We start from the raw sequence: 22,826 nt of genomic DNA on the forward strand, positions 1-22,826 counted from the left end.
GGTTCCTCTCAATCGAACGAGGCTGCATGCGAGAAGCGCTCGCGGATGCTCGCGGTGGCCGAGGCGAAGACCGGGTCGGACATCACCTGCATCGTGCGCGGCCGCGGCAGGTCGATGGGCAGCACGCGCTCCAGCGTGCCGGGGCGCGGCGACATCACAAACACCTTGTCGCCGAGGAACACCGCTTCGGGAATCGAGTGCGTGATCAGCACCACGGTCTTGCCGCTTTCCATCCAGATGCGCTGCAGCTCCAGGTTCATGCGCTCGCGCGTCATCGCGTCTAGTGCGCCGAAGGGCTCGTCCATCAAGAGGATCTTGGGGTCGTGCAGCAGCGCCCGTGCGATCGAGGCGCGCTGCTGCATGCCGCCGCTCAGCTGGCGCGGCAGCTTGTTTTCGAAGCCGTCGAGCCGCACCATGTGCAAGAGCTGCATGGCGCGTTCGCGCGCCTTTTTCATGTCCAGCCCGAGCACCTCGGCCGGCAGCATCACGTTCTCGATGATGGTGCGCCAGGGCAGCAGGATCGAGCTCTGGAACACCACGCCGATGTCGCGCCGCGTGCCGTGGATCGGCTGGCCGTCGAGCACGACCTGCCCGACCTCGTAGTCCAGCAGGCCCGCCAGGATGCGCAGCAGCGTGCTCTTGCCGCAGCCGCTCGGCCCGACGATCGTGACGAAGCTGCCCTGGCGGATCGCGCAGTCGATGCCGCTGAGCGCGAGCACGCCTTCGCGGCCTGCGCCGAAGTGCTTGGAGAGCCCTTCGATGCGGATGTAGTCGGCGCTGCCTTCGCCCTTCGCCTTCGGAACGGCTTGCAGAAGCGTGGTGTTCATGCCTTGGCTCCTTCGGGCTTGAGGAAGCGGATGAGGTGATGCGCCAGCACCTCCGGCGCCTGCAAGGCCGCCACATGCCCGATGGCCGGCAGCAGCACCGCATCGGCGCCGTGGATGCGCCCGGCCATCGCGAGCGTCACAGCAGGCGGCACCACGCGGTCGAGTTCGCCGGCCAGCACCAGCGTCGGCGCGACGATGTCCGCCACGCCGTTCTCCAGCGCGGTTGCCACCGTGGCCGTGCGCCGCCGCGAACGCGCCGATGAGGGCTTCGCGTTCGCGAACACGCGCCGCAGTTCGGGCCGCTGCTGCAGGTACGCCTCGGGAAAGAACCACGTCGCCAGTTCCTCGGCCGTGCCCGGCAGCCCTTCGCGCAGTTCGGCCAGGCGCCGCGCCTCGGGGCACAGCTCCTCGTAGGGCCGCGGCAGCGGCCAGGTGCTGGCGAGCGCCAGGTGATCGATCGCGCGCGGATGCAGCAGCGCCAGCGCCTGCGCGACGCGCCCGCCGAACGACGAGCCGAACACATGCGCGCGCTTGAACCCCATCGCCTTGATGAACAGGTGCGCGTCGCCGGCCAGGTCCGCGAGCGTCGCCGCGCGCTCGGGGCCTTCGGTGTCGCCGCAATCGCGCTGGTCGTAGGAGATCACGGTGAAGTGCTTCGACAGATGCGGCACCAGCGCCGCGAACATGCCGCGCGTGGCTTCCGCGCCGTGCATCAGCACGAGGGCCGGGCCCTGGCCTGCGCGCTCGAAGGCGACGCGCACCTCGCCGGCCTGCACGAAGTCGGTCATGCCGCACCTCCTTCTTGCGCTTCCTCATCGAGCCAGAAGGTCATCTCGATCTTCAGCCCGCGCGGGTCGTTCAGGAACAGCTGGTGGATGTCCCATCCGGGAATCGGCGCCTCGAGGTACGGCACGCCCTGCGCATCGAGGTGCGCGCGCATCTCGTGCAATCCACGCGAGCGGAACGAGATGTGGTCGACATGGCCCGTGACCGGCTGCCTCGGCACATCGGGCGTCGCGAGGTGCGCGAACAGATGAACGATCGGTTGCCCCTCCGCATAGAGCCAGGCGCCGGGCGCGGGAATCTCCGGCCGCGCACCGGCTTCGAGCCGCATCACGCGCGTGTAGAAATCGACCAGCGCGGGCAGTTCGTCGGGCGTGCAGCGGATCGTGTAGTGGTGCAGTGCGGTGACGGGCATGGCATCAGTCCACATCAGTCCAACAGCCGCGCGAGCACGGCCGAGAGTTCGGCGGCCGGGTCCGATGGCGTCCACGGCATGCGGAAGGCCACGTGCCCATCGGGCCGCACCAGCACCGCGCCGCGCGGGCCGAGCAGCAGGCCGTCTTTCTCGTGCGCATCGTCGAGCTGGTGCGCCTGCACCGTGCGGCCGTTCTTGCCCGACACGGCACGCGCCGCCTCCATCCATCCGTCGGCCTTCGGCCCCGCGACCAGCACGAACTCGCGATCGAACCAGTCGAGCGTGGTGCGGCGCCGCGCGAGGTCCAGCCACAGGTGCGGAAAGCGCGCGCCCGGCCGGTCGGTGGGTTCGTACCAGCGTGCGCGCAGCAGATGCTTGCCGGTGCCGTCGGGCACGACCGCGCCCTCGTCGTAGCAAAAGCCCAGCGACTGGCCGATGCTGTGGATGTGGTTGTCGCTGTCGCGAATCCAGAAGTCGATGCGGTCCTTGTTGCCCGAACGCAGCGCCTCGTCGCAGCGGGTGAAGCGCGTCGCGTTGTGCAGGCTGAAGTCGGCGTTCGACTCGGCAACGGGGCGCCGCTCCTGCTCGTAGCTGTCCAGGAGGCGCGGGCCGGCGCGGCCGGTGAGCACGAAGGCCAGCTTCCACGCGAGGTTGTGCGCGTCCTGGATGCCCGAGTTCATGCCGTAGCCGCCGTTGGGCGGAAAGCGGTGCGCCGAGTCGCCCACCAGCAGCACGCGGCCCCGGCGGAAGTTCGCGGCCACCTGCCGGCTCATGCGCCACACCGAGCGGTTGATGACCTTCACGTCCAGGTTCGCAACGCCCGAGACGGTGCGTGCGAGCTGCACCACTTCTTCGTCGTTGCGCTCGCCGATGCGCTCGTCCACCTCGCGCCCCACGGGCAGGAGGTTGAGCCACCGGTCCTTGCCGTTCGTGTTGAGCACGGTGGTGATCGGGTAGGGCGATTCCTTCGCAAAGACGCGCCAGCCCGCGCAGGTCTTCGCATCGCGCACATGCGAGAGGTCGGCCTGCCAGAACTCGTTGGCCATCACCGCGATCGTGGCCGGCCCGCGCATCTCGATGCCGGCCTGCCGGCGCACCGCGCTGGTGGCGCCGTCCGCGGCGATCAGGTACTGGGCTTGCCAATCGAGCGTCTCGCCCGTGTCCACCTTGCGGGCGCTCACCGCGATGCCGTCCGCGCCTTCCTCGTACTGCACGAACTCGTGGCCGAAGAGGAACCGGCCGACCTGGCTCTTGCGCGCATGGTCCAGCAGCTCGACCTCGACCGTGTCCTGCGACTGGATGATCTTCCAGCACGGCGAGTGGCCGACGTTGGGCTCGGGGTTGGTGCGGCCCCACTCGTGGCCGGTCATCGATTCGCAGAACGCGAAGAAATCCGAGCCATCGGGCAGCGCGTGCCGCTTCATCAGTTCGTCGATGCCCCACTGCCGGAAGATCTCCATCGTGCGCGTGTAGGTGCCGCGCGCCTTGGGATGGTCGGTGGTCGTCGGGCTGCGTTCGAGCAGCACGAACTCGATGCCGAAGCGCTGCAAAAGGATGGCCATCGACAGCCCCACGGGGCCGCCTCCGACGATCACGACAGGAATCTTTGCGGTCATGGTCAGCTCTCCATCGGCGAAGTGAAGGACATATCGGTGAAGCGGTACGCGAGCCCCGGCGCCGCCGGCACCCAGCGCGCGGCGGCCAGTGCCAGCAGGCGGATGCTCAGCACCTCGTGCGGCTGCCACTCGGGCTGCGTACCGAACACATTGAACGTGGCGTAGCAGACGTCGCCGCGCAGCAGCGGCACGTTGATCACGCGCTGCAATCCATGCGCGTGCATCTGTTCGAAGTCGTCGAAATGCTGCGCCAGCGTTTGCGCGCCCTCGCCGATGAACACGCGGCCCTGCAGGAAGAGGCACTCGGTCCACGGCGTGAGCGTCTTGCGCTTGCCGCCGCCCACCGGATGGCGTTCGGCCTCGGACGAATAGAAGCGCCGCAGCCGGATCTCGCCGGCCGGGTCGTGCGCGGTCGTCACGTTCTGCTGGATGCTGAAGATGCCGTCGCCTGCGACGAGGCGCCGCATGCGGTCCACTTCGCGCAGCGCCGTGCCGGCGTCGGAGGCTTCGGCGAGCGCGTCCAGAAACTCATTCAGCAACTCGTTGGTGAAGGCCATGGACTTCGATGCGGTGGCGATGGGCATGAAGAAAGTCTAGGCTTCGCAATTGCCCGAAGTGCATTAAATTCTGATGACTCGATAACCTGGGAGTTATGACCTTGCCGACCGCCCGCGACCCCGCCGCCGACCTGCAGCACGCGCTGCTCTCCCGCTTGAAGCTCAAGCAACTGTCGCTCCTGCAGGCCATCGACCGCCACCGCACGCTCGGCCGCGTGGCCGCCGAAATGCGGGTGAGCCAGCCCGCCATCACCAAGGCGCTGCGCGAGGCCGAAGACATCTTCGGCAGCCGGCTCTTCGAGCGCACCAGCCGCGGCCTCGTGCCCACGCCGTCGGGCGAGGCGGTGCTGCACTACGCGCAGCGCTGGCTCGCGGAGCTGGAGGCGACTGCGCGCGTGCTCACCTCGCTGGAGGCGGGGCGCAGCGGGCGCTTGCGGCTGGGCCTTACGCAGCAGGTGCCGCAGCAGCTGCTCTCCGCCGCGCTCACGCACCTCCTGGACCGCACGCCGCGCATGGCGGTGATGACGCGCGAGGGCACGACCGACGAACTGGTCGCGAGCCTCGTCGCGCGCGAGCTGGATTGCGCCATCGGCCGCTCGTACGACGGCGACGCAACGGGCCTCGTGCAGGAGGCGATCTACCAGCAGGAGCCCTGCCTCGTGGTGGCCGCCAAGAGCGTCAAGCGGCTCTCGCGCGGCCCGCTGGACTGGGCGCGCCTCGCGCAGCTCGACTGGATACTGCCGCCGCCCAACACGCCCATGCGCCGCACCTACAACGCCATCTTCGTGGGCGCCGGCGTGCAGCCGCCGGTGCCGATGCTGGAGAGCACCTCGATCCGCAGCATGGAGATGGTGCTGCGCACCGAGCCGAATGCGATCACGATCCTGGCGCGCGACGTGGTGGCCGACATGGAGCGCGCGGGGCACTGGGCCGCGCTGCCCTATCGCCTGAGCTGGAGCCTGCCGCCGGTGAGCTTCTTCACCTCCAAGGAGCTGGAGGGGCACCCGATGGTGCAGTCGCTGCGGGCCGCAGTGGGCAAGACCGCGCGCGAGATGCAGCGCGCCACGCGCCGCTGAAGCGAAAGCTCAGAGCAGGCGCGACACCTGCCTGGCCGCATCGATCAGCGCGGGCAGCATCGTCTCCTGCATCACCTTCGCGCTCGTTCGGTTCGCCTGCCCGCTGATGTTGAGCGCGGCCACCATGCGGCCCTGCTTGCTGACGATGGGCGCGGCCACCGAGATGAGGCCCTCTTCGAGCTCCTGGTTCACCAGGCACCACTGCTGCCTGCGTGCCTGCGCCACCTTGGCCATGAGCGCATCGATGTCGGTCACCGTGTGCTTGGTGAGCGGCGCGATGTCCGAGGCTTCGAGCCGGGCGCGCACCTCGTCGTCTTCCAGGTCGGCCAGCAGCAGTCGGCCGAGCGAGGTGCAATAAGCCGGCAGGCGCGAGCCCACGCCCAGGCTGATGTGCATGATCTTCTTGGTCGGCACGCGCAGCACATAGACGATGTCGGTCGCATCCAGCACCGCGGCCGAGCACGACTCCTGCACCTCTTGCACCAGCGCCTCCATCACCGGCTCGGCGCGGTTCCAGATCGGCATCGACGAGAGGTACGCGAACCCCAGGTCCAGGATGCGCGGGGTGAGCGTGAAGAGCTTGCCGTCGGTCACCACATAGCCGAGCGTCTGCAGCGTGAGCAGGATGCGCCGCGCGCCCGCCCGCGTGAGGCCGCTGCCTGCGGCGACTTCGCTCAGCGTCTGGCGCGGCGCGCTCTCGCTGAACGAGCGGATCACCTGCAGGCCGCGTGCGAACGACTGCACATAGCTGTCGCCGGGGGCGGGTGTTTCAGGTGGTTTCGTGATGGTTGTCATGGGGGGCGATTCTCTCTAGAATTCATTATACGAACAAATGTTCTGTATACGAACATTTTGAGTCGCCTCTTCCTATCCCGTTTTCGATCCCTCTTTCGATCCACCCGGAGACAAGCTTCATGATCAACAAGATCGCGCGCTCGGTCGCCGATGCCCTCGCGGGCATCCCCGACGGCGCCACGGTTCTCATCGGCGGTTTCGGCACCGCCGGCATTCCCGGCGAACTCATCGACGGCCTCGTCGAGCAGGGCGCCAAGGACCTCACCGTGGTCAACAACAACGCCGGCAACGGCGACACCGGCCTGGCCGCGCTGCTGAAAGCCGGCCGCGTGCGCAAGATCATCTGCAGCTTCCCGCGCCAGGCCGACAGCCAGGTGTTCGACGGGCTCTATCGCAGCGGCAAGCTCGAACTCGAACTCGTGCCCCAGGGCAATCTGGCCGAGCGCATCCGCGCCGCGGGCGCCGGCATCGGCGCCTTCTTCTGCCCGACCGGCTACGGCACGCAGCTCGCGGGCAACCGCGAGACGCGCGAGATCGACGGCAAGCAGTACGTGCTGGAGTACCCCATCCACGGCGACGTGGCGCTCATCAAGGCCGAGCGCGGCGACCGCTGGGGCAACCTGGTGTATCGCAAGGCCGCGCGCAACTTCGGCCCGGTGATGGCCATGGCCTCGAAGAAGACGGTGGCCACCGTGCACGACATCGCCGAGCTCGGCACCCTGGACCCCGAGACCGTCGTGACCCCGGGCATCTTCGTGCACCAGGTGGTGCGCATCGAACGCGTCGCCACCCAGGCGGGCGGCTTCAAGAAGGCAGCATGACCATGACCACCCCGACCACCACCTACACACGCCGCACCAAGGACCAACTGGCCGCCCGCGTCGCGCAGGACATCTTCGACGGCGCCGTCGTCAACCTGGGCATCGGCCAGCCCACGCTCGTGGCCAACCATTTGCCGGAGGGCCGCGAGGTCATCCTGCAGAGCGAGAACGGCATCCTCGGCATGGGCCCCGCGCCCGAGGCCGGCGAAGAAGACTACGACCTCATCAACGCCGGCAAGCAGCCCGTCACGCTGCTGCCGGGCGGCTCGTTCTTTCACCACGCCGACAGCTTCGCGATGATGCGCGGCGGGCACCTCGACATCTGCGTGCTCGGCGCGTTCCAGGTGTCGGCCACGGGTGACCTGGCCAACTGGCACACCGGCGAGAAAGACGCCATTCCCGCAGTAGGCGGCGCGATGGACCTGGCCATCGGCGCCAAGCAGACGTGGGTGATGATGGACCTGCTCACCAAGCAGGGCACGAGCAAGCTGGTGCAGGCATGCACCTATCCGCTCACCGGCATCGGCTGCGTGAAGCGCGTGTACTCCGACCTCGCCACGCTCGAATGCACGCCCGAGGGCCTGAAGCTCGTGGACCTCGTCGAGGGCCTCACGCGCGAAGAGCTAGAGAAGCTCGTCGGCCTGCCCATCTCGAACTAGGCCGCCTGACCCCTTCCATTCATTCAGAGACAACAGACATGACCAACCACGCCTTCATCTGCGACGCCGTTCGCACCCCCTTCGGCCGCTACGGCGGCTCGCTCAGCAGCGTGCGCACCGACGACCTGGGCGCAGTGCCCCTGCGCGCGCTGATGGAACGCAACAAGAGCGTCGATTGGCAGGCCGTGAGCGACGTGCTCTACGGCTGCGCCAACCAGGCCGGCGAAGACAACCGCAACGTCGCGCGCATGTCGGCGCTGCTCGCGGGCCTGCCGCTGGAGATCGGCGGCGGCACCATCAACCGCCTGTGCGGCTCGGGCCTCGATGCAGTGGGCACCGCGGCGCGCGCCATCCGCGCCGGTGAAGCCGGCCTCATGATCGCCGGCGGCGTCGAGAGCATGAGCCGCGCGCCCTTCGTCATGCCCAAGGCCGAGAGCGCCTTCAGCCGCAACAACGCGGTGTACGACACCACCATCGGCTGGCGCTTCGTCAACAAGCTCATGAAGGCGCAGTACGGCGTCGACTCGATGCCCGAGACCGCCGAGAACGTGGCCACCGACTACAAGATCGAGCGCGAGGCGCAAGACCTGATGGCGCTCAACTCGCAGCTGCGCGCCGTGGCCTCGCAGAAGTCCGGCTTCTTCGATGCGGAGATCGTGCCCGTCACCGTGCCCCAGAAAAAGGGCGACGCGATCATCGTCAACAAGGACGAGCATCCGCGTGACACCACGCTGGAGGCGCTGGCCAAGCTCAAGCCCATCGTGCGCCCCGACGGCACCGTGACCGCGGGCAATGCCAGCGGCGTGAACGACGGCGCCTGCGCGCTGCTGCTGGCCGACGAAGCCAGCGCCGCCAAGCATGGCTTGACGCCCCGCGCCCGCGTGGTCGGCATGGCCACCGCCGGCGTCGCGCCGCGCGTGATGGGCATCGGCCCGGCGCCCGCCACGCAGAAGGTGCTGGCGCTCACCGGCCTCACCATCGACCAGATGGACGTCATCGAACTGAACGAAGCCTTCGCCGCGCAAGGCCTCGCCGTGCTGCGCCTCCTGGGCCTGAAGGACGACGACGCGCGCGTGAACATCAACGGCGGCGCCATCGCGCTCGGCCACCCGCTCGGCGCCAGCGGCGCGCGCCTGGCCACCACCGCGGTGAACCAGCTGCACAAGGGCGGCGGCCGCTACGCGTTGTGCACGATGTGCATCGGCGTGGGGCAGGGCATTGCCGTGATCCTGGAACGCGTCTGATGGTGATGGTCGGCCTCGCGCGACGCGAGCTGCTGCTCGGCCTGCTCGCGGCAGCGGGCTTGCCTGCTTATGCGCAGGCAGATGCCAAGCCCCTCCGCATCGTCGTGCCCTTCGCGGCCGGCGGCGGCAACGACGTGTTCGCGCGGCAGATGGCCAAGGGCCTGGGCGAGTTGCGCAAGTCCGGCGTCATCGTCGACAACAAGCCCGGCGCGGGCGGCAACCTCGGCGCCGAGCAGGTGGCGCGCAGCACGCCCGACGGCAGCACGCTCTTGCTCGGGCACACGGGCACCGTGTCGATCAACCCCGCGCTCTACAAGGGCCTGAAGTTCGATGCGCGCAAGGACCTCGTGCCCGTCGCGATGTTCGCTTCGTCGGCGCTCGTGCTCGTGGTGCCCGCCGCATCGAAGGTGCGCAGCGTGGCCGACCTCGTGGCCGAGGCGAAGGCGCGGCCCGGCATGCTCGACTACGCATCCAGCGGCAGCGGCACCGGCGGGCATCTCTCCGGCGAGCTCTTCGCGCAGCGCACCGGCACCAGGCTCAATCACATTCCCTACAAGGGCACCAACCCCGCGCTCACCGATCTGGCGGGCGGGCAGGTGCAGATGATGTTCAGCGTCATCCCGCCCGCGCTCGCGCTCGTGAAAAGCGGGCGGCTGCGCGCCATTGCCGTCACCGGCGACAAGCGCCTGCCTTCGTTGCCCGACGTGCCCACCGTGGCCGAAGCTGCGGCCAGCCTGCGCGAACTCGCGGGCTTCGAGAGCACGCTCACCTACGGCATCCTCGCGCCGCGCGGCACGCCCGATGCGTTCGTGAAAGAGCTGGCCGCGCAGATGCTGAAGGTGGCGGGGGAGAAAGAATTCCAGTCGCGCCTGGACGTGGAAGGCGCCGTGCCTTTGCTCGGCGGGCCCGCCGAATACGCGGCGCTCATCTCGCGGGAGAGCGCGATGTGGGCGGCGATCGTCAAGAGCTCGGGCGCGACGGCGCAGTAGTCGCCCAGAGCCCGCAGGGTGGTCCGGATGGACAGACAGCCGGACAAAGTTTCAAAACCAAGAGAACCGAAAGAAGAGGATCAGAGGATGAAGAACACAAACGCAACGCGTCGCAGCATCGGTCTTGCCGCAGCCGCCACGGCACTTGCACTGGCCACCGCCGCGCTGGCACCTGTCACTGCATCCGCGCAGGCCGCCTTCCCGACCAAGCCCGTGCGCATCATCACGCCGTTCCCGGTCGGCGGCGGCCCGGACGGCGTCGCTCGCCTGGTGGCCGACAAGCTCTCGCGCGCCTGGGGCCAGCCGGTGGTGGTGGAAAACCGCCCGGGCGGCAACGGCTTCATCGCCATCGACGCCTTCAAGCGCGGCGCCAAGGACGGCCACGACATCATCGTTCTGGACAACGTGCACCTGGCCGCGTACCCGGCGCTCTTCAAGAAGCTGCCCTACGACAGCGCGAAGGATTTCGACACGCTGCTGCCGCTCTTCAAGACCTACTTCTTCTTCACCGTCGCCACCAACAGCAAGTACAAGACCGTGGGCGACCTCATCGCCGACGCCAAGGCCAACCCCGGCAAGCTGGACTACGGCTCGTGGTCGGTCGGCAACCCGGTGCACCTGGGCTCGGAGCTGTTCGAGTCGGCCACCGGCACGCAGATGGAACACATCATCTACAAGGAAACCACGCAGCTCTACACGTCCGTCGCGACCGGCGAGCTGGCCTTTGCATTGGGCAGCAGCGCCACCGCCGGCCCGCTGCAGCGCGCGAACAAGCTGCGCTTCCTGGCCGTGGCCGCGCCCCAGCGCAACGCGGCCTTCCCCGACGTGCCGACCGTTGCCGAATCGGGCGGCCCCAAGGGCTTCGAGGTGATCGGCTGGAACGCGATTGCCGTGCCCAAGGGCCTGCCCGCCTCGGTGACCGAGAAGATCAAGCGCGATATCGAGAAGGGGCTGGCGGAACCCGATGTGCTGGAGAAGTTCAAGAGCTTCGGGTATGAGCCGTTTCCGACGACTCGGCCGCAGTTTGATCAGTTCGTGGCGAGTGAGACGCAGCGGTTTGGGGATGTGATCAAGAAGGCGAATGTTTCGCTGGACTGATCAGGCTGCGTGGGCAACCCGCACAAATCGCCATAGGCCCCAGTTGAAGTGCTGGGGCCTTTTTGTTTTGCGGTGTCCGCTTGCAATAAGCGCGGCACAAGACGGGGTTTCGTATCGATAAACGGTTCCGATATAAAGTCCCTAGGCTATTGGACGGAAAAAAGCATCCCATAAAAAGGGTATAAATAGACGCAACTGGGAAATAGGTGTTCTATTGGAAGTACCTCAACACGCGCCCCATTCATATGAATTTACTCCGACCAAATGTTCGAGAAGTTTTGCGAATAGGCCTCGCCGTGCTCAAATACGGCGTCAATAGCAGATAAACCGCTAGGAGGATTCGTTGAATATCGTCCCCGTCGAGGAAGCTCTGGCGCACCATCCATCAGTGCTCTCGCATCCCGACCTCAATGTGTTGAAGGCCGACGATACGCTCTACACGGTCTTGCTTCTGCAGCCGGAAGGGCGGATAGCAATATCTGAAAGAGCAATTGGTCATGCGGATGTAGATTTGGCGGCGGCAAGCATCGGAGGGTTTTTATCTATCGAGTCAGCTATGGAGGCGCGTCCGGACTTAGTTGTTTGTCCGGAATACAGCGTTCCTTGGGAGGTACTCATCGGGATAATAGAAAACGGAGGCGGACCGCAGGTGGGGAAATTATGGGCTCTTGGATGCGAAAGTCTTCCATTGAATGCCTTGGCTACTTACCGCGAACGCCTAGGGAATAAAGCAATTTTCATTGACGAGGGAGTGTCGATTTCCCCGATAACTACGCAACGTTATCGAAACCCGTTGGTATACGTGTTTCGAACGAATGACAAGGATGGAGTAAACCACCTAGTACTGCTCGTTCAATACAAAACAGCGACTTCGGGAGACTCGCACAACATAGAAGCCCGGGGAATGCTACCGGGAAGTCAGGTCTACATATTCGGTAGGACACCCGGTGAGCTGCGGCTGATGACGCTTATTTGCTCCGACGTCTTTGAGTTGACGTCTCAGCAAATTAAAACCTACTATGACGGCCTTCTGCTTATCCATCCGCAGTTGAATAATAATCCTCGGCATCCCGTATATAAGCCCTATCGGCGTAGTTTGTTTGAATTTGGTGGGCGCACTGAATTGCTGTGTTTGAATTGGGCTCAAAACATCAATGTCATTAATTCGGACGGCTCGGTCGAGAGTGAATGGAAAAATATCGGCGGCTCAGCATGGTATCTTGCTCCTAAAGAATTAGATTTATCCGATTCAAAAATTACGGAAAACCATCGGAATGGCCTGTATTACACTCGGCATGAATCAATAAAAGCGCACGCACTGCAATTCCACTACGAGCCACGGGTATTTCTGGTAGAGGCTACAAAGGTTTTTCATCATGGCGTGGTGAAACCAAAATCACATCTTACAGGACCGAGGGTGCTTGAAACTTTTCATTGGTCGTCAGAAAAGGCTCAATGGATTAGTTCGAGTGCCTCGGAAAAACCAGTTGATGGGTTTGAAGCTTTGCTGGCACGTGTCGCAGCTGGGGTTGCGCTCGACGACCTCGAACAAATATATCAAGCAGGACCGGTTGCTGTAGAACGAGTATTAGCTATCTCTGCTGGTGAGTTCGGTCCAAAGAGTAATTGGTATGACGCCGAAAGAGTCGACTCGATGCAGCTGTGTCAAGAGGAAATTGTTCGGCGGGTAACCGTTACCCAAGACCCGGAAGGGGCCTCCTTTCGCTCCAATCGAATTGGAGCCGCTCGCGCCTTGGCCGCGCTACGTCAGGCAAATCATCCATGGCCTGGGGAGGTTGAATTTTTGCGAAATGGATTTCGGTTGAGGTGGTCTCAAGATTACCCAAATCGTAATGTTGTAGCGACTAATGGCATGCTAGCAACGCTAATTTATGCGGGTCAAGTCGGTGACCCTGCCATCCTTGAACGGCTAGATCAGCGTGTTCGGCAGACATTGATTGGGACGGTGCCCGAGCCAGACAGGGTATTAAATAAAGATGAGTTTCGAGAGTATCGAAAGCGTCACTACTCAAAGGCAGAACGGCTCTGCATTGTTTGTCACGATGGGTCCGATATAGTGGCATACCGTAGTCCGAAATTCTCCTCTTTCACTTCGCCAGCAGGCATATCTCCGGTGGATATTGCCATTCCAGCGCCGCGACGTTCCATCCCCGACGTTGAAAGAAAATTATGAACTTAGTACGCGTCCGCGGGCAACTTGAGAGTAAATTTTCGAATGTTGATGAATTGGCTGAAGGGGTCTTTCGTAGCATTCGTAGATCTAAGGGAAAAGATGTTGCAGCCTATATTTTTGATTTAAACGGAAAGCTTCCAGATACAGAGGCTCGGCTATCTTTATATCTGGACGACGTGCTGGGACATGCCTATTTCGATGAAAAAGCCTCAGCCGATCTTCGTTGGAATAATTATCTTTATTTTGTTCTTGAGAATAATTTAGAAAATAGCCAGGCGCTAGTCAATGCAAAAATAAGAATTGAAGCGGATAGAGCTTACGCTCGTAAGTACGTGATCTGTGAAGCGGACTTTGACCAAACACTAGAGCAGCTTGATTCTGTTGCTTCATCTCCCAATATAGTGGCAAATGGAGATGTCATTCAAGTTTGGGCGAACAAACTGAGTAATGCCGGCTTGCAAATCGTCCTTGATACGGATCGAACTATTGCTGACACCGTCCGAATAATCTGCTCGTCGGCACCTAAGCGTAGCAATCGAAGCACCAAAGTGTCTGGAATGGACAAGAGCAGCCTCCTTGTCTCATCGCACTTGAAAAATATTGACCTCTCAAAATTTCGCACATTTCCGAAAAAAACGGAGCCAATTCGACTGGGTCGGGCCAATCTTATTTTTGGCGCTAATGGGGTAGGCAAAACATCACTTCTTGAGGGTATTGAGTTTTTGTTTTGCGGTGCAAATCGACGCTCTAGCGGTGATCAGTATTTAAAAGTGAATGCCACCCTTGCGTCAGGCAGCGAAATTGCCACGGCATCAAGCCAAGTGCTGACGGATTTTAAAACTAGGCAACGGCTTTGGTATGGCGGCGATGATGCGAGTCGGCGGAATAATTTACCAAACCAATTTGCTCGCTTCAACTTCTTGAACACCGACGCCGCGGCCGAATTATCGATTTTGCCAGATACCGATGAAGGAGGCGTTCAGAGCAACACAAATAGCTTGGCCGAACTTCTTAGCGGACACGAGGCTACGCTGCTGTGGCGGAGAATAGAATCGGTGTGCAAATCCTTGATGGATAGTAAGAGATTGACTGATGCGGAGCGTGCTGCGCAGGTTGCTGAAAAAAAAGCAAAGGAACTGGAGCTTGAAACTCTGGAGCTGACGCCGACGCAGTCGGGAGCTGCCTTTGCAATTTTAACAAGAGACTTAAAACGGCTCGGCTGGCGAACCTCGATCGATAAAAAAGAAGATGTTGATCGTGCGCTTGCCGATCATTTAGCAGAGTTGACTTCGCTATTGGGGGTTGTTCGCCAACTGGATTGGTTGGATGAACCTATTACAATGCCGCTGCTTGAGCAAAATGCCAAGACGCTGCTCCAGGGACTGGAAAAAGTGCGGGCGCTGAATTGGGATATCGAAGCAACAGAGCGTAGTCGCCGAATTTCCGTGTCACGCTGGCTCGAACTGCAGGCAGCAGAGCAGGAGATTAGGGAAATATCCGCAGAGGCCGCTGAGGATTTAGTCAAGCAAACAATCGAACTCGAGAGTGTAGAGAGAGGACTGGGGGTAATGCTAAAACCAATATCCTCGCTGCCGGAGAGCTACTCTCTTGAAAATTTAGCCGGATTTCACGAGCTCACTATTTCTGTTGCGAAGGAAAAGATTGTTTTACGCCTAACTCAAGCTCGAATTTCGACGACCGAAACCGCTCGCCGCTTATCCGAAGTATCCGCCCGGCAGACGATGCTAGCGGATTTGCTGACGCAACTTCGGAATTTGGCGCTAGCAACAGTGGAGCATACTCACTCTGCTGATGTTTGCCCTGTTTGCGGCTCGCAATTCAAAGCTGGAGAGCTACTTTCGCGCATTGAAAGCCTTGCCGCCAGTCACTCAGAATCACAAGGACTTGAATTGCAACGTCAGCTAAGTACGCTGAAAAATGAGTGCGAAAATTTTAATGCGCTTGAAGTGCAAGTCGATCGGCTGGGAGCTTTTCTTGAGGCATTACAGATTCGGAGCGATAAAACGCTGGTTGTTGAAGCGATACGGCTTGCTTCTTCTTATAAAGCACAACACCAAGATTTTACAAGGCTTCAAAGTGAATTGAAATCGAGAATATCGAGTTATGAAAAAAACGGACTTACGCTTGAAAAACTCATAAGGCTTTGCTCAATCGAAAGAGACGAAAACTACTTGAAAGAGGCATTTTCTCTTGATCTTGCGGCTGAATTGGTGAGAATTCGCGAGCTTTTGCAAAATTCGGGGGAGGTATTAAATGCCCTGAACTCAAGCATCGCTGATACAGAAGATGAAATGAATGAGGTGCTCTTTCAGATGGGGTTGAATAATATTTCGATAAGCGACGCTATTGAAATTGGCTCATCTCGAGAGCGTGCAATTTTAGCCGCTCTGGAGGGGTGCGTTCTGGCCAAGAATTCCCTTGAAATTAGCGATCTGACAGATATTCGAGACTTACATATATCGTTGGAAGCCGCAATTTTGAGTGTTGAGTCGGTACTCTCTCTTCTGGAAGTTGAATTGTTATCTGGCGCCAAGCTTTTGACTCTTCGCAGCGCGATATCTCAACTAAAAGCATCGTTAAGTGAAAAGTCGACAATTTCACTGCGATTGGTGAATGCGATAGAGGCGTTGCGCGAAGTTTTGGAAAATCATTCGCTAGACACCGCAACTCGAGACATGATTATCGCAACACATTCCGTTGCGGATAAAATATTTGGTCGAATACACTCTCCGATGGAATACAGGATAGCACCTGACCCCAAAGAACCTCTTGCACGACGCGATAACGGCGGCCCAATTTCTCTGGCAAAGGTTAGTACTGGGCAGCGTGCGGCATACGCACTTTCCATTTTTCTTGCGATGAACGCGCAGTTAAAAAATGGACCCAAAGTGCTGCTTTTAGATGATCCAATATCTCATATAGATGATTTCAATGCACTTTCATTTTTGGATTACCTGCGCAATCTCGTAATTCACTCAAACCGACAGGTGTTTTTCGCTACCGCAGACGAAAAAATTGCGGGTCTGTTCGCACATAAATTTGGTTTTTTGGGCGACGAGCTTCATACCCTTGAATTGAGCCGTGCATGATCGCTGGGCGGCAGCGAAAAAGAAGTGAATAATGTATTTCGATTTTTCGGCGGAAAGAGCGTCAGAGATATCCGGCCTCGCGGAAGCTGCAGTACTGCTCGTCGCCAATGATGATGAAGTCCTGTAGAGGCATTGCATGAATTGTCCCGAGTTCGTGGAGTCGCGCGGCGATGCTGATGTCGGCGGGAGAGGGTTTGCTGTTCCCCGAGGGGTGGTTGTGTACAACGATTAGCGAGCTGGCTCGCGCGAGCATTGCGTTGCGATACAGCTCCACCGGCTCCATCAGCGTCGCAGTGGCCGACCCAATAGCCGCCACCTCATAAGAAAGAATCTCCAGTTGCGGATTCAAATGCAGCACGACGACCTTCTCCTTGGTCTCGTCCTGCATGTCCTTGAACAACGCGAACACCTGCCCGGGGCTCTCGACGGGTTTGTTCAGCAGGTCGTCGTCCACGCGCTTCCTCGTGAACGTGACCTTGAGTTCTTTCAGATAAGCCATCGTCATTTCCTCCGTCGTGCGGTGTCCGCGTTTGATAGTGCGCGAGATTGTGATGCACACCACCCAAAACCAAGCGCATCGGACGCTGGTCCGAGCGGGCGAGCGGCACCCGCGCGGTTCCCGGATTTTTCTCGACACAGTTGAGCGTTTCGAGCCCAACGAGCAGGTCTGAAAGAACTGCTGCCTGCGTCACAGGGCCAGCTTCCCAAGGCCGCGCGACTGCAAGCCCGCAGAAGCACTTGTTACTTCCCGACGCCGCTGCTGGGTACCCCATCCCCAACCCGCTCCCCCAAGAGGCAAAGCGGTACCACGCCACAAAAATCCGGCGCATTTGGGGTACTCCCGCCCGGGTATATGCGTAACCGGTACGCGTACTTACATTTTTGACTTGCAAGTGAGAAATCAACGGCGTGCGGTGGAGGAGCAAGCAATTGCTGCTGTATTCGGGCGCCCGGCCCGATCAATGACCGCAAAACACGTTGAAGCCATGAACAACAAGATCTTCCGGACCCTTTGGAATCCCGCGCTGGCCACCTGGGTGGCGGCGCCGGAAATCTCGCGCGGCCATTCGCGCTCGTCCAGCACGGGCGGCGTGCGCGCCGTGGCAGCGGCGGCGGCGCTGCTGGCCTGTGTCGTGCCGGTGCTCGCGGCCGGCGGCGCGGGTGGCCAGCCGGTCGGCGATACGACGCTGAATGCGGGCGCCGGCGGCAGCGACGGCACGGGGGGCGTCGGCGGGTTCAACGACACCTCGGTCAACGCGTTCGGCGGCGCGGGTGGGGCGTCGACGCCGGGCGGCGTCACGGCGGGAGCCAACGCCACCATCGGCGGCTTCGGCGGCGCCACGCCGGGCACCGGCGGCGCGGCGGGCGCGGCGAGCACGCCGGCCGGGCCGGGTGCGTTCCAGGGCGACGCCGGCGGCGCGGGCCAGGCGCAGACCGGCGGGCCGGGCGTGGGCGACGGCTACGGCGGCGGCGGGGGCGGGGGCTTCCAGGGCGCGTCCGTCGCGAACAACATTTCCAACTCGGCCGACAGCTACACGGGCGGCGCCGGTGGCGCGGGCGGCGACGGTTACTGGGCAGCCGGCGGCGGCGGCGCGGGCGGGTATGGCTCGATCCTCAGCGGCCCGCTCGGCAACTACACGGCCACGGGCGCTTCCACGGGCGGCGCGGGCGGGCAGGGCGGCAACGGCTTTTCGCAGGGCGGCGGGGGCGGCAGCGGGGGCGGCGGGTTCTACCTGAACTCGACCAGCGCGGGGCTCACCGTGAACAGCACCGGCCCCATCGCGGGCGGTGCGGGCGGCGCCGGCGGGTCCGAACTGCCGGGCTCGCGCGCGAACGCCTCGGGCGGCGGCGGCGGCGCGGGCGGCATCGGCGCGACGCTCGCGGGCGTGGCCGTCACCTTCGGCAACAGCAGCGCGATCGCGGGCGGCGCCGGGGGCGCTGGCGGCGCGGCCGGCGGCGGCGCGGGCGGCACCGGTTCGCCGGGCAGCGGCGGCGATGGCGGGGCGGGCCTCGCATCGACCGGCACGGGCGCGAGCATCACCAACACGGGCTCGATCGCCGGTGGGACGGGCGGCGTCGGCGGCGCCAACAGCAACGGCGGCCCGGTCGGCGCCAACGGCGTGGGCGGCGCGGGCGTGACGGGCGCGAACCTCGCCATCGTCAACGGCGGCACCCTCTCGGGCGGGCTGGGCGGCGACGGCGCGACGCGTGCCGCGGCGGTCGACTTCACGGGCGGCGCGAACAGCCTCACGCTGAACACCGGCTCGTCGATGACGGGCGCGATTTCCATCGGCACGGGCGCGACCGCGAGCGTCGTCGCCGGCGCCGACGGCCTGGCCGTCAACAACGCCCTGCTGCTGGGCGGCACGGGCACCATCGACACCAACGGGCACGACCTGGCGTGGACGGGCGCGATCTCCGGCGCCAGCGATCTCGTGAAGGCCGGCGCGGGCGTGCTCACGCTCGGCGGCGCCGACACGCACACAGGCGGTACCAATGTGGCAGTGGGTACCCTGCGCGCGGGCGCGGCCAACAGCCTCAGCGCCGCGAGCGCCTTCACCGTGGCCTCGGGCGCGACGCTCGACCTGGCGGGCAACAGCCAGGCCATCGCGTCGATGGCCAACAGCGGCACGGTGTCGCTGGTGGGCACGGTGCCCGGCACCACGCTCACCGTCAACGGCCCGTGGGTGGGCAACGGCGGCACGCTGCGGCTGGGTACCTCGCTGGGCGGCAGCGCGAGCGCGAGCGACCGGCTCATCCTGAGCGGCCCCACCGCCGTCGCCAGCGGCACGACGAATGTGCAGATCACCAACCTGGGCGGCCTGGGCGCGCTCACCACGGGCAACGGCATCGAGGTGATCAGCGCGATCAACGGCGCGACCACCACCGCGCAGACCACCAGGAGCGCGTTCGCGCTGGCCGGCGCGCACGTCGATGCGGGCGCCTACGAGTACCGGCTGTATGCGGCCGACGCCACGGGCGCGGGCGAGAACTGGTACCTGCGCTCGACCGCCGCGCCCGTCACGCCGCCCGGCGGCGGTGGCGGCACCGGAACGGGCGCAGGCGGCACAGGCGGCACAGGCGGCGCGGGCGGTGTGCTCGTGCCCACCTACCGCGCCGAAGTGCCGCTCTACGCCGCACTGCCCGAGCAACTGCGCCAAGCCAGCCTCGCGATGCTCGGCAACATGCACCAGCGCACGGGCGACGATCTGGTTGCCGGCCCCAACACGGCATCACCCACGCAGGGCTACCGCCAGGCCTGGGGCCGCATCATCAGCACCGACCGCACCATCTCGCAGGGCGGCACGGTGAGCCCGACCAGCAAGGGGCGCCTCACGGGCTTCCAGGCCGGCACCGACGTGTGGGCCGACCCCAACTGGCGCGTGGGCGTGTACGTCGGCCAGCTCGACGGCGACATGCGCGTGAACGGCTTCGCCAGCGGCCTGGCGAACCTCTCGGTCGGCAAGACCGACCAGAAAAGCGAATACCTGGGCGCCTATGCCACCTGGAAGAACGACAGCGGCCTGTACGTCGACGGCGTGCTGCAGGCCGGGCGCCACCGCTACACCGCATCGCCCACGCTGGGCATCGCGAGCGGCGGCAAGGGCAACAGCACGCTGGCGTCCATCGAGGTGGGGCAGTCGTTCGCCATCGCGCAGAACTGGACCATCGAGCCGCAGTTGCAGCTGGTGCACCAGCGCGTGCGGCTGGGCGACGTGGGCATCCCCGGCGCGATCGTGCAGCAGGACAGCCAGAACGGCACGCTCGTGCGCGCCGGCGTGCGCGTGAAGGGCCAGATCGCCACCGGCGCCGGCGTGCTGCAGCCCTATGTGCGCGCCAACGTGTACCGCGGCAGCCGCGGCACCGACGTCGCCCGCTTCATCGGCCCGGCCGGTTTCGCGGACATTGCCACGCGCACCGGCGGCACCAGCACCGAGCTGGCGGTGGGCGGCACGCTGCAGGTGAGCGAGAACGTGGGCGTGTACGCGGAGCTGGGCAAGCTGTGGAGTTCGAGCGGCGATGCGCGCGTCAAAAGCGGGGTGAATGCGAGCGTGGGGTTCAAGGTGCGCTGGTGATGGCGTGACGCCTCGATAGGCGCCTCGGCGCCTATCGCCCCAGCGCCTGCACGTGTCCCAGAAACGCCCGAAGGTGCGAAGGCCGCACGGGCTTCACGATGACCGGCAGGCCCGCCGCGCGCGCTGCGTCCAGCGCGTCGCCGCCGACGTCGCCGGTGACGATCAACGCAGGCAGTTCGGCATCGCCGAGCGCCGAGCGCAGCGCCTCGATGGCGTGGATGCCGCTGGCCTGCGGACCGAGGCGCAGGTCCACCACCAGCGCTTGCGGCCTGAAGGCCGCGGGCCCTGACGGCCCTGCCTGAAGAACGCCCAGCGCGCCCTGCACATCGCTCGCCGAGCGCACATCCATGCCCCAGGAAGCGAGCAGTCCGCCGAGCGCCTGCAGCGAACTGTGGTCGTCGTCCACCACCAGGATGCGCAACGCCAATGCGGCGTTCGAGGCGGATGGAGAGGGGTGTTCCGCCTCATGCGCCTGTGCGCCTGCGGCGTCGTCCGCCAGCGCAAGCTGCAGTTCGAACACGCTGCCCTCTCCCGGCACGGAGTGCGCCGTCACCCGCAGGTCCAGCAGTTCGCTCAGCCGTTTGACGGTGGCCAGCCCCAGGCCGTAGCCCAGGCGCCGGTCGCGCGCAGGGTTGTCGACCTGGAAGAACTCCTCGAACACCTGCGGCAAGTGCTCGGCGGCAATGCCGATGCCCGTGTCCTCCACGGACAAATGCAGCCGGCCCTCGGCGATGCGGCTGCCGATGCGCACCTGCCCTTGCCGCGTGTAGCGGATGGCATTGGCCAGCAGGTTGGTGACCACCCGGGCCAGGAGCGCGCGGTCGCTGTTCACGGCCACGTGGCCAGCGGCGATCTCCAGGCGCAGCCCCTTCGCGACGGCCACCGCCTGGTGCGGGCGGCAGCATTCGGCCAGGAGCTCGTCGATGGCGAAGGACGACCACTGCGGGCTGAGCGAGCCGGCGTCGGCGCGGGTGATGTCCAGCAGGTCGTCCACCACGTCGGTCATGCCGTCGGCGCAGGCCACCAGTTGCTCGGACATCTCTTTCACATGGCGCTCGGTGCTCACGTTGTGCACCGTCTGCGCGAGCAGCGCCATCGCATTGAGCGGCTGGCGAAGGTCGTGGTTGGCCGAGGCGAAGAAGCGCATGCGCGCGGCCACGGCTTCTTCGGCGGTCCGGCGGGCGGAAGTGCTGCGCTCGTTCTCGGCACTCAACGCGATCACCAGTTCAGCGTTGCGCCGGCGCTGCGACTGGATCTCGTGCAGCGCGGACGACAGCTCCCTGGCGCTGAGCAGCGTGTAGATGCCGATGAGCGACACGATCAGCGCCATGGCCACGTGGTAGCTGCCGCCGAACCAGATGTCGCGCAGCACCAGCGGCCCGAGGATGAGCACCACGTAGACGATGGGTGCCCGCCCCATCGTGGAGAGCCGGATCGCCCCGCCCAGCGAGACCGTGACCATGGTGATGTGAAGAATGGCTTCGGCCTGGGCGGGCCCGTCGTTCTGCAGCAGCACGCACAACACGCCCAGCGAGAACGCCATGAGCTGGTTGGTGGCCATGATGGGCAGCACCATCGCCGGCAGGTTCGCGCGAAGCCCCGGCCGCAACGCCCACGCCAGCCAGATGCCCATGCGCACGGCGACGATGGCGCAGTAGACGATGAACCACGCTTTCACGCGCTGGCCGTCCGCGCCGTCTTCGTATTCCAAGTAGCACAGCAACCCCGCGGCGGCTGCCAGGATCCACGCCCAGGGTGTGGAGCGAATCATCTGCGCCAGTTGCTGGAGTTGCAGGTCCGAGAAGGCGAGCCGCGAGGCGATGAAACCGCCGGTGTCGCTGGCGCGTGGCGCGTCGGATGGAGACGAGGAGGGCGAGGGCCTCATCGCACGTCCAGCATCAGCCCCGCGCGTCGCGCCTGCACCAGCAGGTGGGTGCGGTTGCGCGCATCCATCGCATCGAGCAGTGCCGTGATGTGCAGCTTGACCGTGCGCTCCGCGATGTTCAGTTCGCCGGCGATCTGCTTGTTCTGGCGGCCTTGCGCGACCAGCAGCAGCACTTCGAGCTGCCGCGGCGTGAGGCCCGAGGCCGCCAGGCCCGCGCGCGGCTGCAGCACGTCGAAGGCCTCGCCGCCGGCGGCTACTTCGTCCAGCGCGGCGGCGATGCGCGCCACCGGTTGCGACTTGCCGATGAAGCCGGCCGCGCCCGCCGCGCGTGCGCGCGCGGCCAGCGCCGGCTCCTCGTCGCCCGAGATCAGCAGGCGCGAGACCAGCGGGTGCCGCACACCGAAGAGGCGCAGGCCCTCCAGGCCGTCTTCGCCGCCCAGGCGGTAGTCGATGAGCACGATGTCCGGCGGGCATTGCGCGGCACGCTCCACGCCCTGCCCGAGCGACAGGGCGGTCTCCACCTGGAAGTCGGGCCGCGCGTGCGCGAGCGCATGCGCAAAGCCGACACCGAACAGCGGGTGATCGTCGACAAGCAGGAGTTTCATGGTGCCGTGATCCTTCGGCGCGGGCCCGGCGGGCCGCGCCATCTCCTCGTAGGGCGCCATTGTCCACACCGCCCGG

At 64.2% G+C, this 22,826-nt stretch carries 18 protein-coding genes; 9 read left to right on the forward strand and 9 right to left on the reverse strand.

What is annotated here, in order from left to right; all coding sequences use genetic code 11:
- Nucleotides 1–8 precede the first annotated feature (8 nt).
- The 5 genes from BM133_RS21890 to BM133_RS21910 are packed head-to-tail and all read right to left on the reverse strand — an operon-like array spanning nt 9 to nt 4,225.
- On the reverse strand, nt 9–827 hold the full coding sequence (locus tag BM133_RS21890; protein ID WP_093438359.1) for an ABC transporter ATP-binding protein: 819 nt from the start codon (nt 825–827) through the stop codon (nt 9–11).
- A complete protein-coding gene (locus BM133_RS21895) occupies nt 824–1,615 on the reverse strand; it encodes an alpha/beta fold hydrolase (protein ID WP_093438361.1) in 792 nt (263 codons plus the stop codon). Before BM133_RS21895 ends, BM133_RS21890 begins: the two co-directional genes overlap by 4 nt.
- On the reverse strand, nt 1,612–2,025 hold the full coding sequence (locus tag BM133_RS21900) for a VOC family protein (protein WP_143100177.1): 414 nt from the start codon (nt 2,023–2,025) through the stop codon (nt 1,612–1,614). Before BM133_RS21900 ends, BM133_RS21895 begins: the two co-directional genes overlap by 4 nt.
- Nucleotides 2,026–2,039: 14 nt before the next feature.
- Nucleotides 2,040–3,641 (reverse strand): FAD-dependent monooxygenase, encoded by a 1,602-nt coding sequence (locus BM133_RS21905; RefSeq protein ID WP_093438366.1) that lies wholly within the window; start codon nt 3,639–3,641, stop codon nt 2,040–2,042.
- A 2-nt stretch (nt 3,642–3,643) separates the two neighbouring features.
- A complete protein-coding gene (locus tag BM133_RS21910) occupies nt 3,644–4,225 on the reverse strand; it encodes a hypothetical protein (protein ID WP_093438369.1) in 582 nt (193 codons plus the stop codon).
- Between the two features lie 74 nt (nt 4,226–4,299).
- Here BM133_RS21910 and BM133_RS21915 point away from each other — a divergent pair, with 74 nt between their 5' ends.
- Nucleotides 4,300–5,274, forward strand: coding sequence for a LysR family transcriptional regulator (locus BM133_RS21915; protein ID WP_256219310.1), 975 nt, complete (start codon nt 4,300–4,302; stop codon nt 5,272–5,274).
- Between the two features lie 9 nt (nt 5,275–5,283).
- Here BM133_RS21915 and BM133_RS21920 read toward each other — a convergent pair whose 3' ends face one another.
- Nucleotides 5,284–6,069, reverse strand: a complete 786-nt coding sequence (locus BM133_RS21920; RefSeq protein ID WP_093438374.1) for an IclR family transcriptional regulator domain-containing protein — start codon at nt 6,067–6,069, stop codon at nt 5,284–5,286.
- 119 nt (nt 6,070–6,188) lie between these two features.
- Here BM133_RS21920 and BM133_RS21925 point away from each other — a divergent pair, with 119 nt between their 5' ends.
- The 7 genes from BM133_RS21925 to BM133_RS21950 all read left to right on the forward strand — a co-directional run bounded on the left by BM133_RS21925 (nt 6,189) and on the right by BM133_RS21950 (nt 16,184).
- Complete coding sequence (locus BM133_RS21925; protein ID WP_093438377.1) at nt 6,189–6,890, forward strand: 3-oxoacid CoA-transferase subunit A; 702 nt, start codon at nt 6,189–6,191, stop codon at nt 6,888–6,890.
- 2 nt (nt 6,891–6,892) lie between these two features.
- Nucleotides 6,893–7,549: a 3-oxoacid CoA-transferase subunit B gene (locus BM133_RS21930; RefSeq protein ID WP_093438379.1), complete on the forward strand. Its 657-nt coding sequence runs from the start codon at nt 6,893–6,895 to the stop codon at nt 7,547–7,549.
- 38 nt (nt 7,550–7,587) lie between these two features.
- The gene (gene pcaF / locus BM133_RS21935) at nt 7,588–8,793 is read left to right on the forward strand and encodes a 3-oxoadipyl-CoA thiolase (protein ID WP_093438382.1); all 1,206 of its coding nucleotides are present in this window, start codon (nt 7,588–7,590) and stop codon (nt 8,791–8,793) included.
- Entirely contained in the window at nt 8,793–9,782 is a 990-nt protein-coding gene (locus BM133_RS21940; RefSeq protein WP_093438384.1) for a Bug family tripartite tricarboxylate transporter substrate binding protein, read from the forward strand. Before pcaF ends, BM133_RS21940 begins: the two co-directional genes overlap by 1 nt.
- A gap of 87 nt (nt 9,783–9,869) precedes the next feature.
- Nucleotides 9,870–10,880 (forward strand): Bug family tripartite tricarboxylate transporter substrate binding protein, encoded by a 1,011-nt coding sequence (locus BM133_RS21945; protein ID WP_093438387.1) that lies wholly within the window; start codon nt 9,870–9,872, stop codon nt 10,878–10,880.
- A gap of 343 nt (nt 10,881–11,223) precedes the next feature.
- A complete protein-coding gene (locus BM133_RS34720; protein ID WP_143100178.1) occupies nt 11,224–13,074 on the forward strand; it encodes a hypothetical protein in 1,851 nt (616 codons plus the stop codon).
- Nucleotides 13,071–16,184 carry an AAA family ATPase gene (locus BM133_RS21950; protein WP_093439336.1) on the forward strand — a complete coding sequence of 1,038 codons (3,114 nt, stop codon included), beginning with the start codon at nt 13,071–13,073 and terminating at the stop codon, nt 16,182–16,184. The genes BM133_RS34720 and BM133_RS21950 overlap by 4 nt, the downstream gene beginning before the upstream one ends.
- Nucleotides 16,185–16,245: 61 nt before the next feature.
- Here BM133_RS21950 and BM133_RS21955 read toward each other — a convergent pair whose 3' ends face one another.
- Complete coding sequence (locus BM133_RS21955) at nt 16,246–16,683, reverse strand: JAB domain-containing protein (protein ID WP_177224908.1); 438 nt, start codon at nt 16,681–16,683, stop codon at nt 16,246–16,248.
- 487 nt (nt 16,684–17,170) lie between these two features.
- Between BM133_RS21955 and BM133_RS21960 the strand changes: the two genes are divergently transcribed.
- Nucleotides 17,171–20,260, forward strand: coding sequence for an autotransporter outer membrane beta-barrel domain-containing protein (locus BM133_RS21960; protein WP_093438392.1), 3,090 nt, complete (start codon nt 17,171–17,173; stop codon nt 20,258–20,260).
- Nucleotides 20,261–20,291: 31 nt separating this feature from the next.
- Here BM133_RS21960 and BM133_RS21965 read toward each other — a convergent pair whose 3' ends face one another.
- On the reverse strand, nt 20,292–22,145 hold the full coding sequence (locus BM133_RS21965; protein ID WP_093438394.1) for an ATP-binding response regulator: 1,854 nt from the start codon (nt 22,143–22,145) through the stop codon (nt 20,292–20,294).
- Nucleotides 22,142–22,750 (reverse strand): response regulator transcription factor, encoded by a 609-nt coding sequence (locus BM133_RS21970; protein WP_093439339.1) that lies wholly within the window; start codon nt 22,748–22,750, stop codon nt 22,142–22,144. Before BM133_RS21970 ends, BM133_RS21965 begins: the two co-directional genes overlap by 4 nt.
- Between the last annotated feature and the right edge of the window lie 76 nt (nt 22,751–22,826).

Source organism: Variovorax sp. 770b2 (genome assembly GCF_900115685.1).
GTDB lineage: Bacteria > Pseudomonadota > Gammaproteobacteria > Burkholderiales > Burkholderiaceae_C > Variovorax.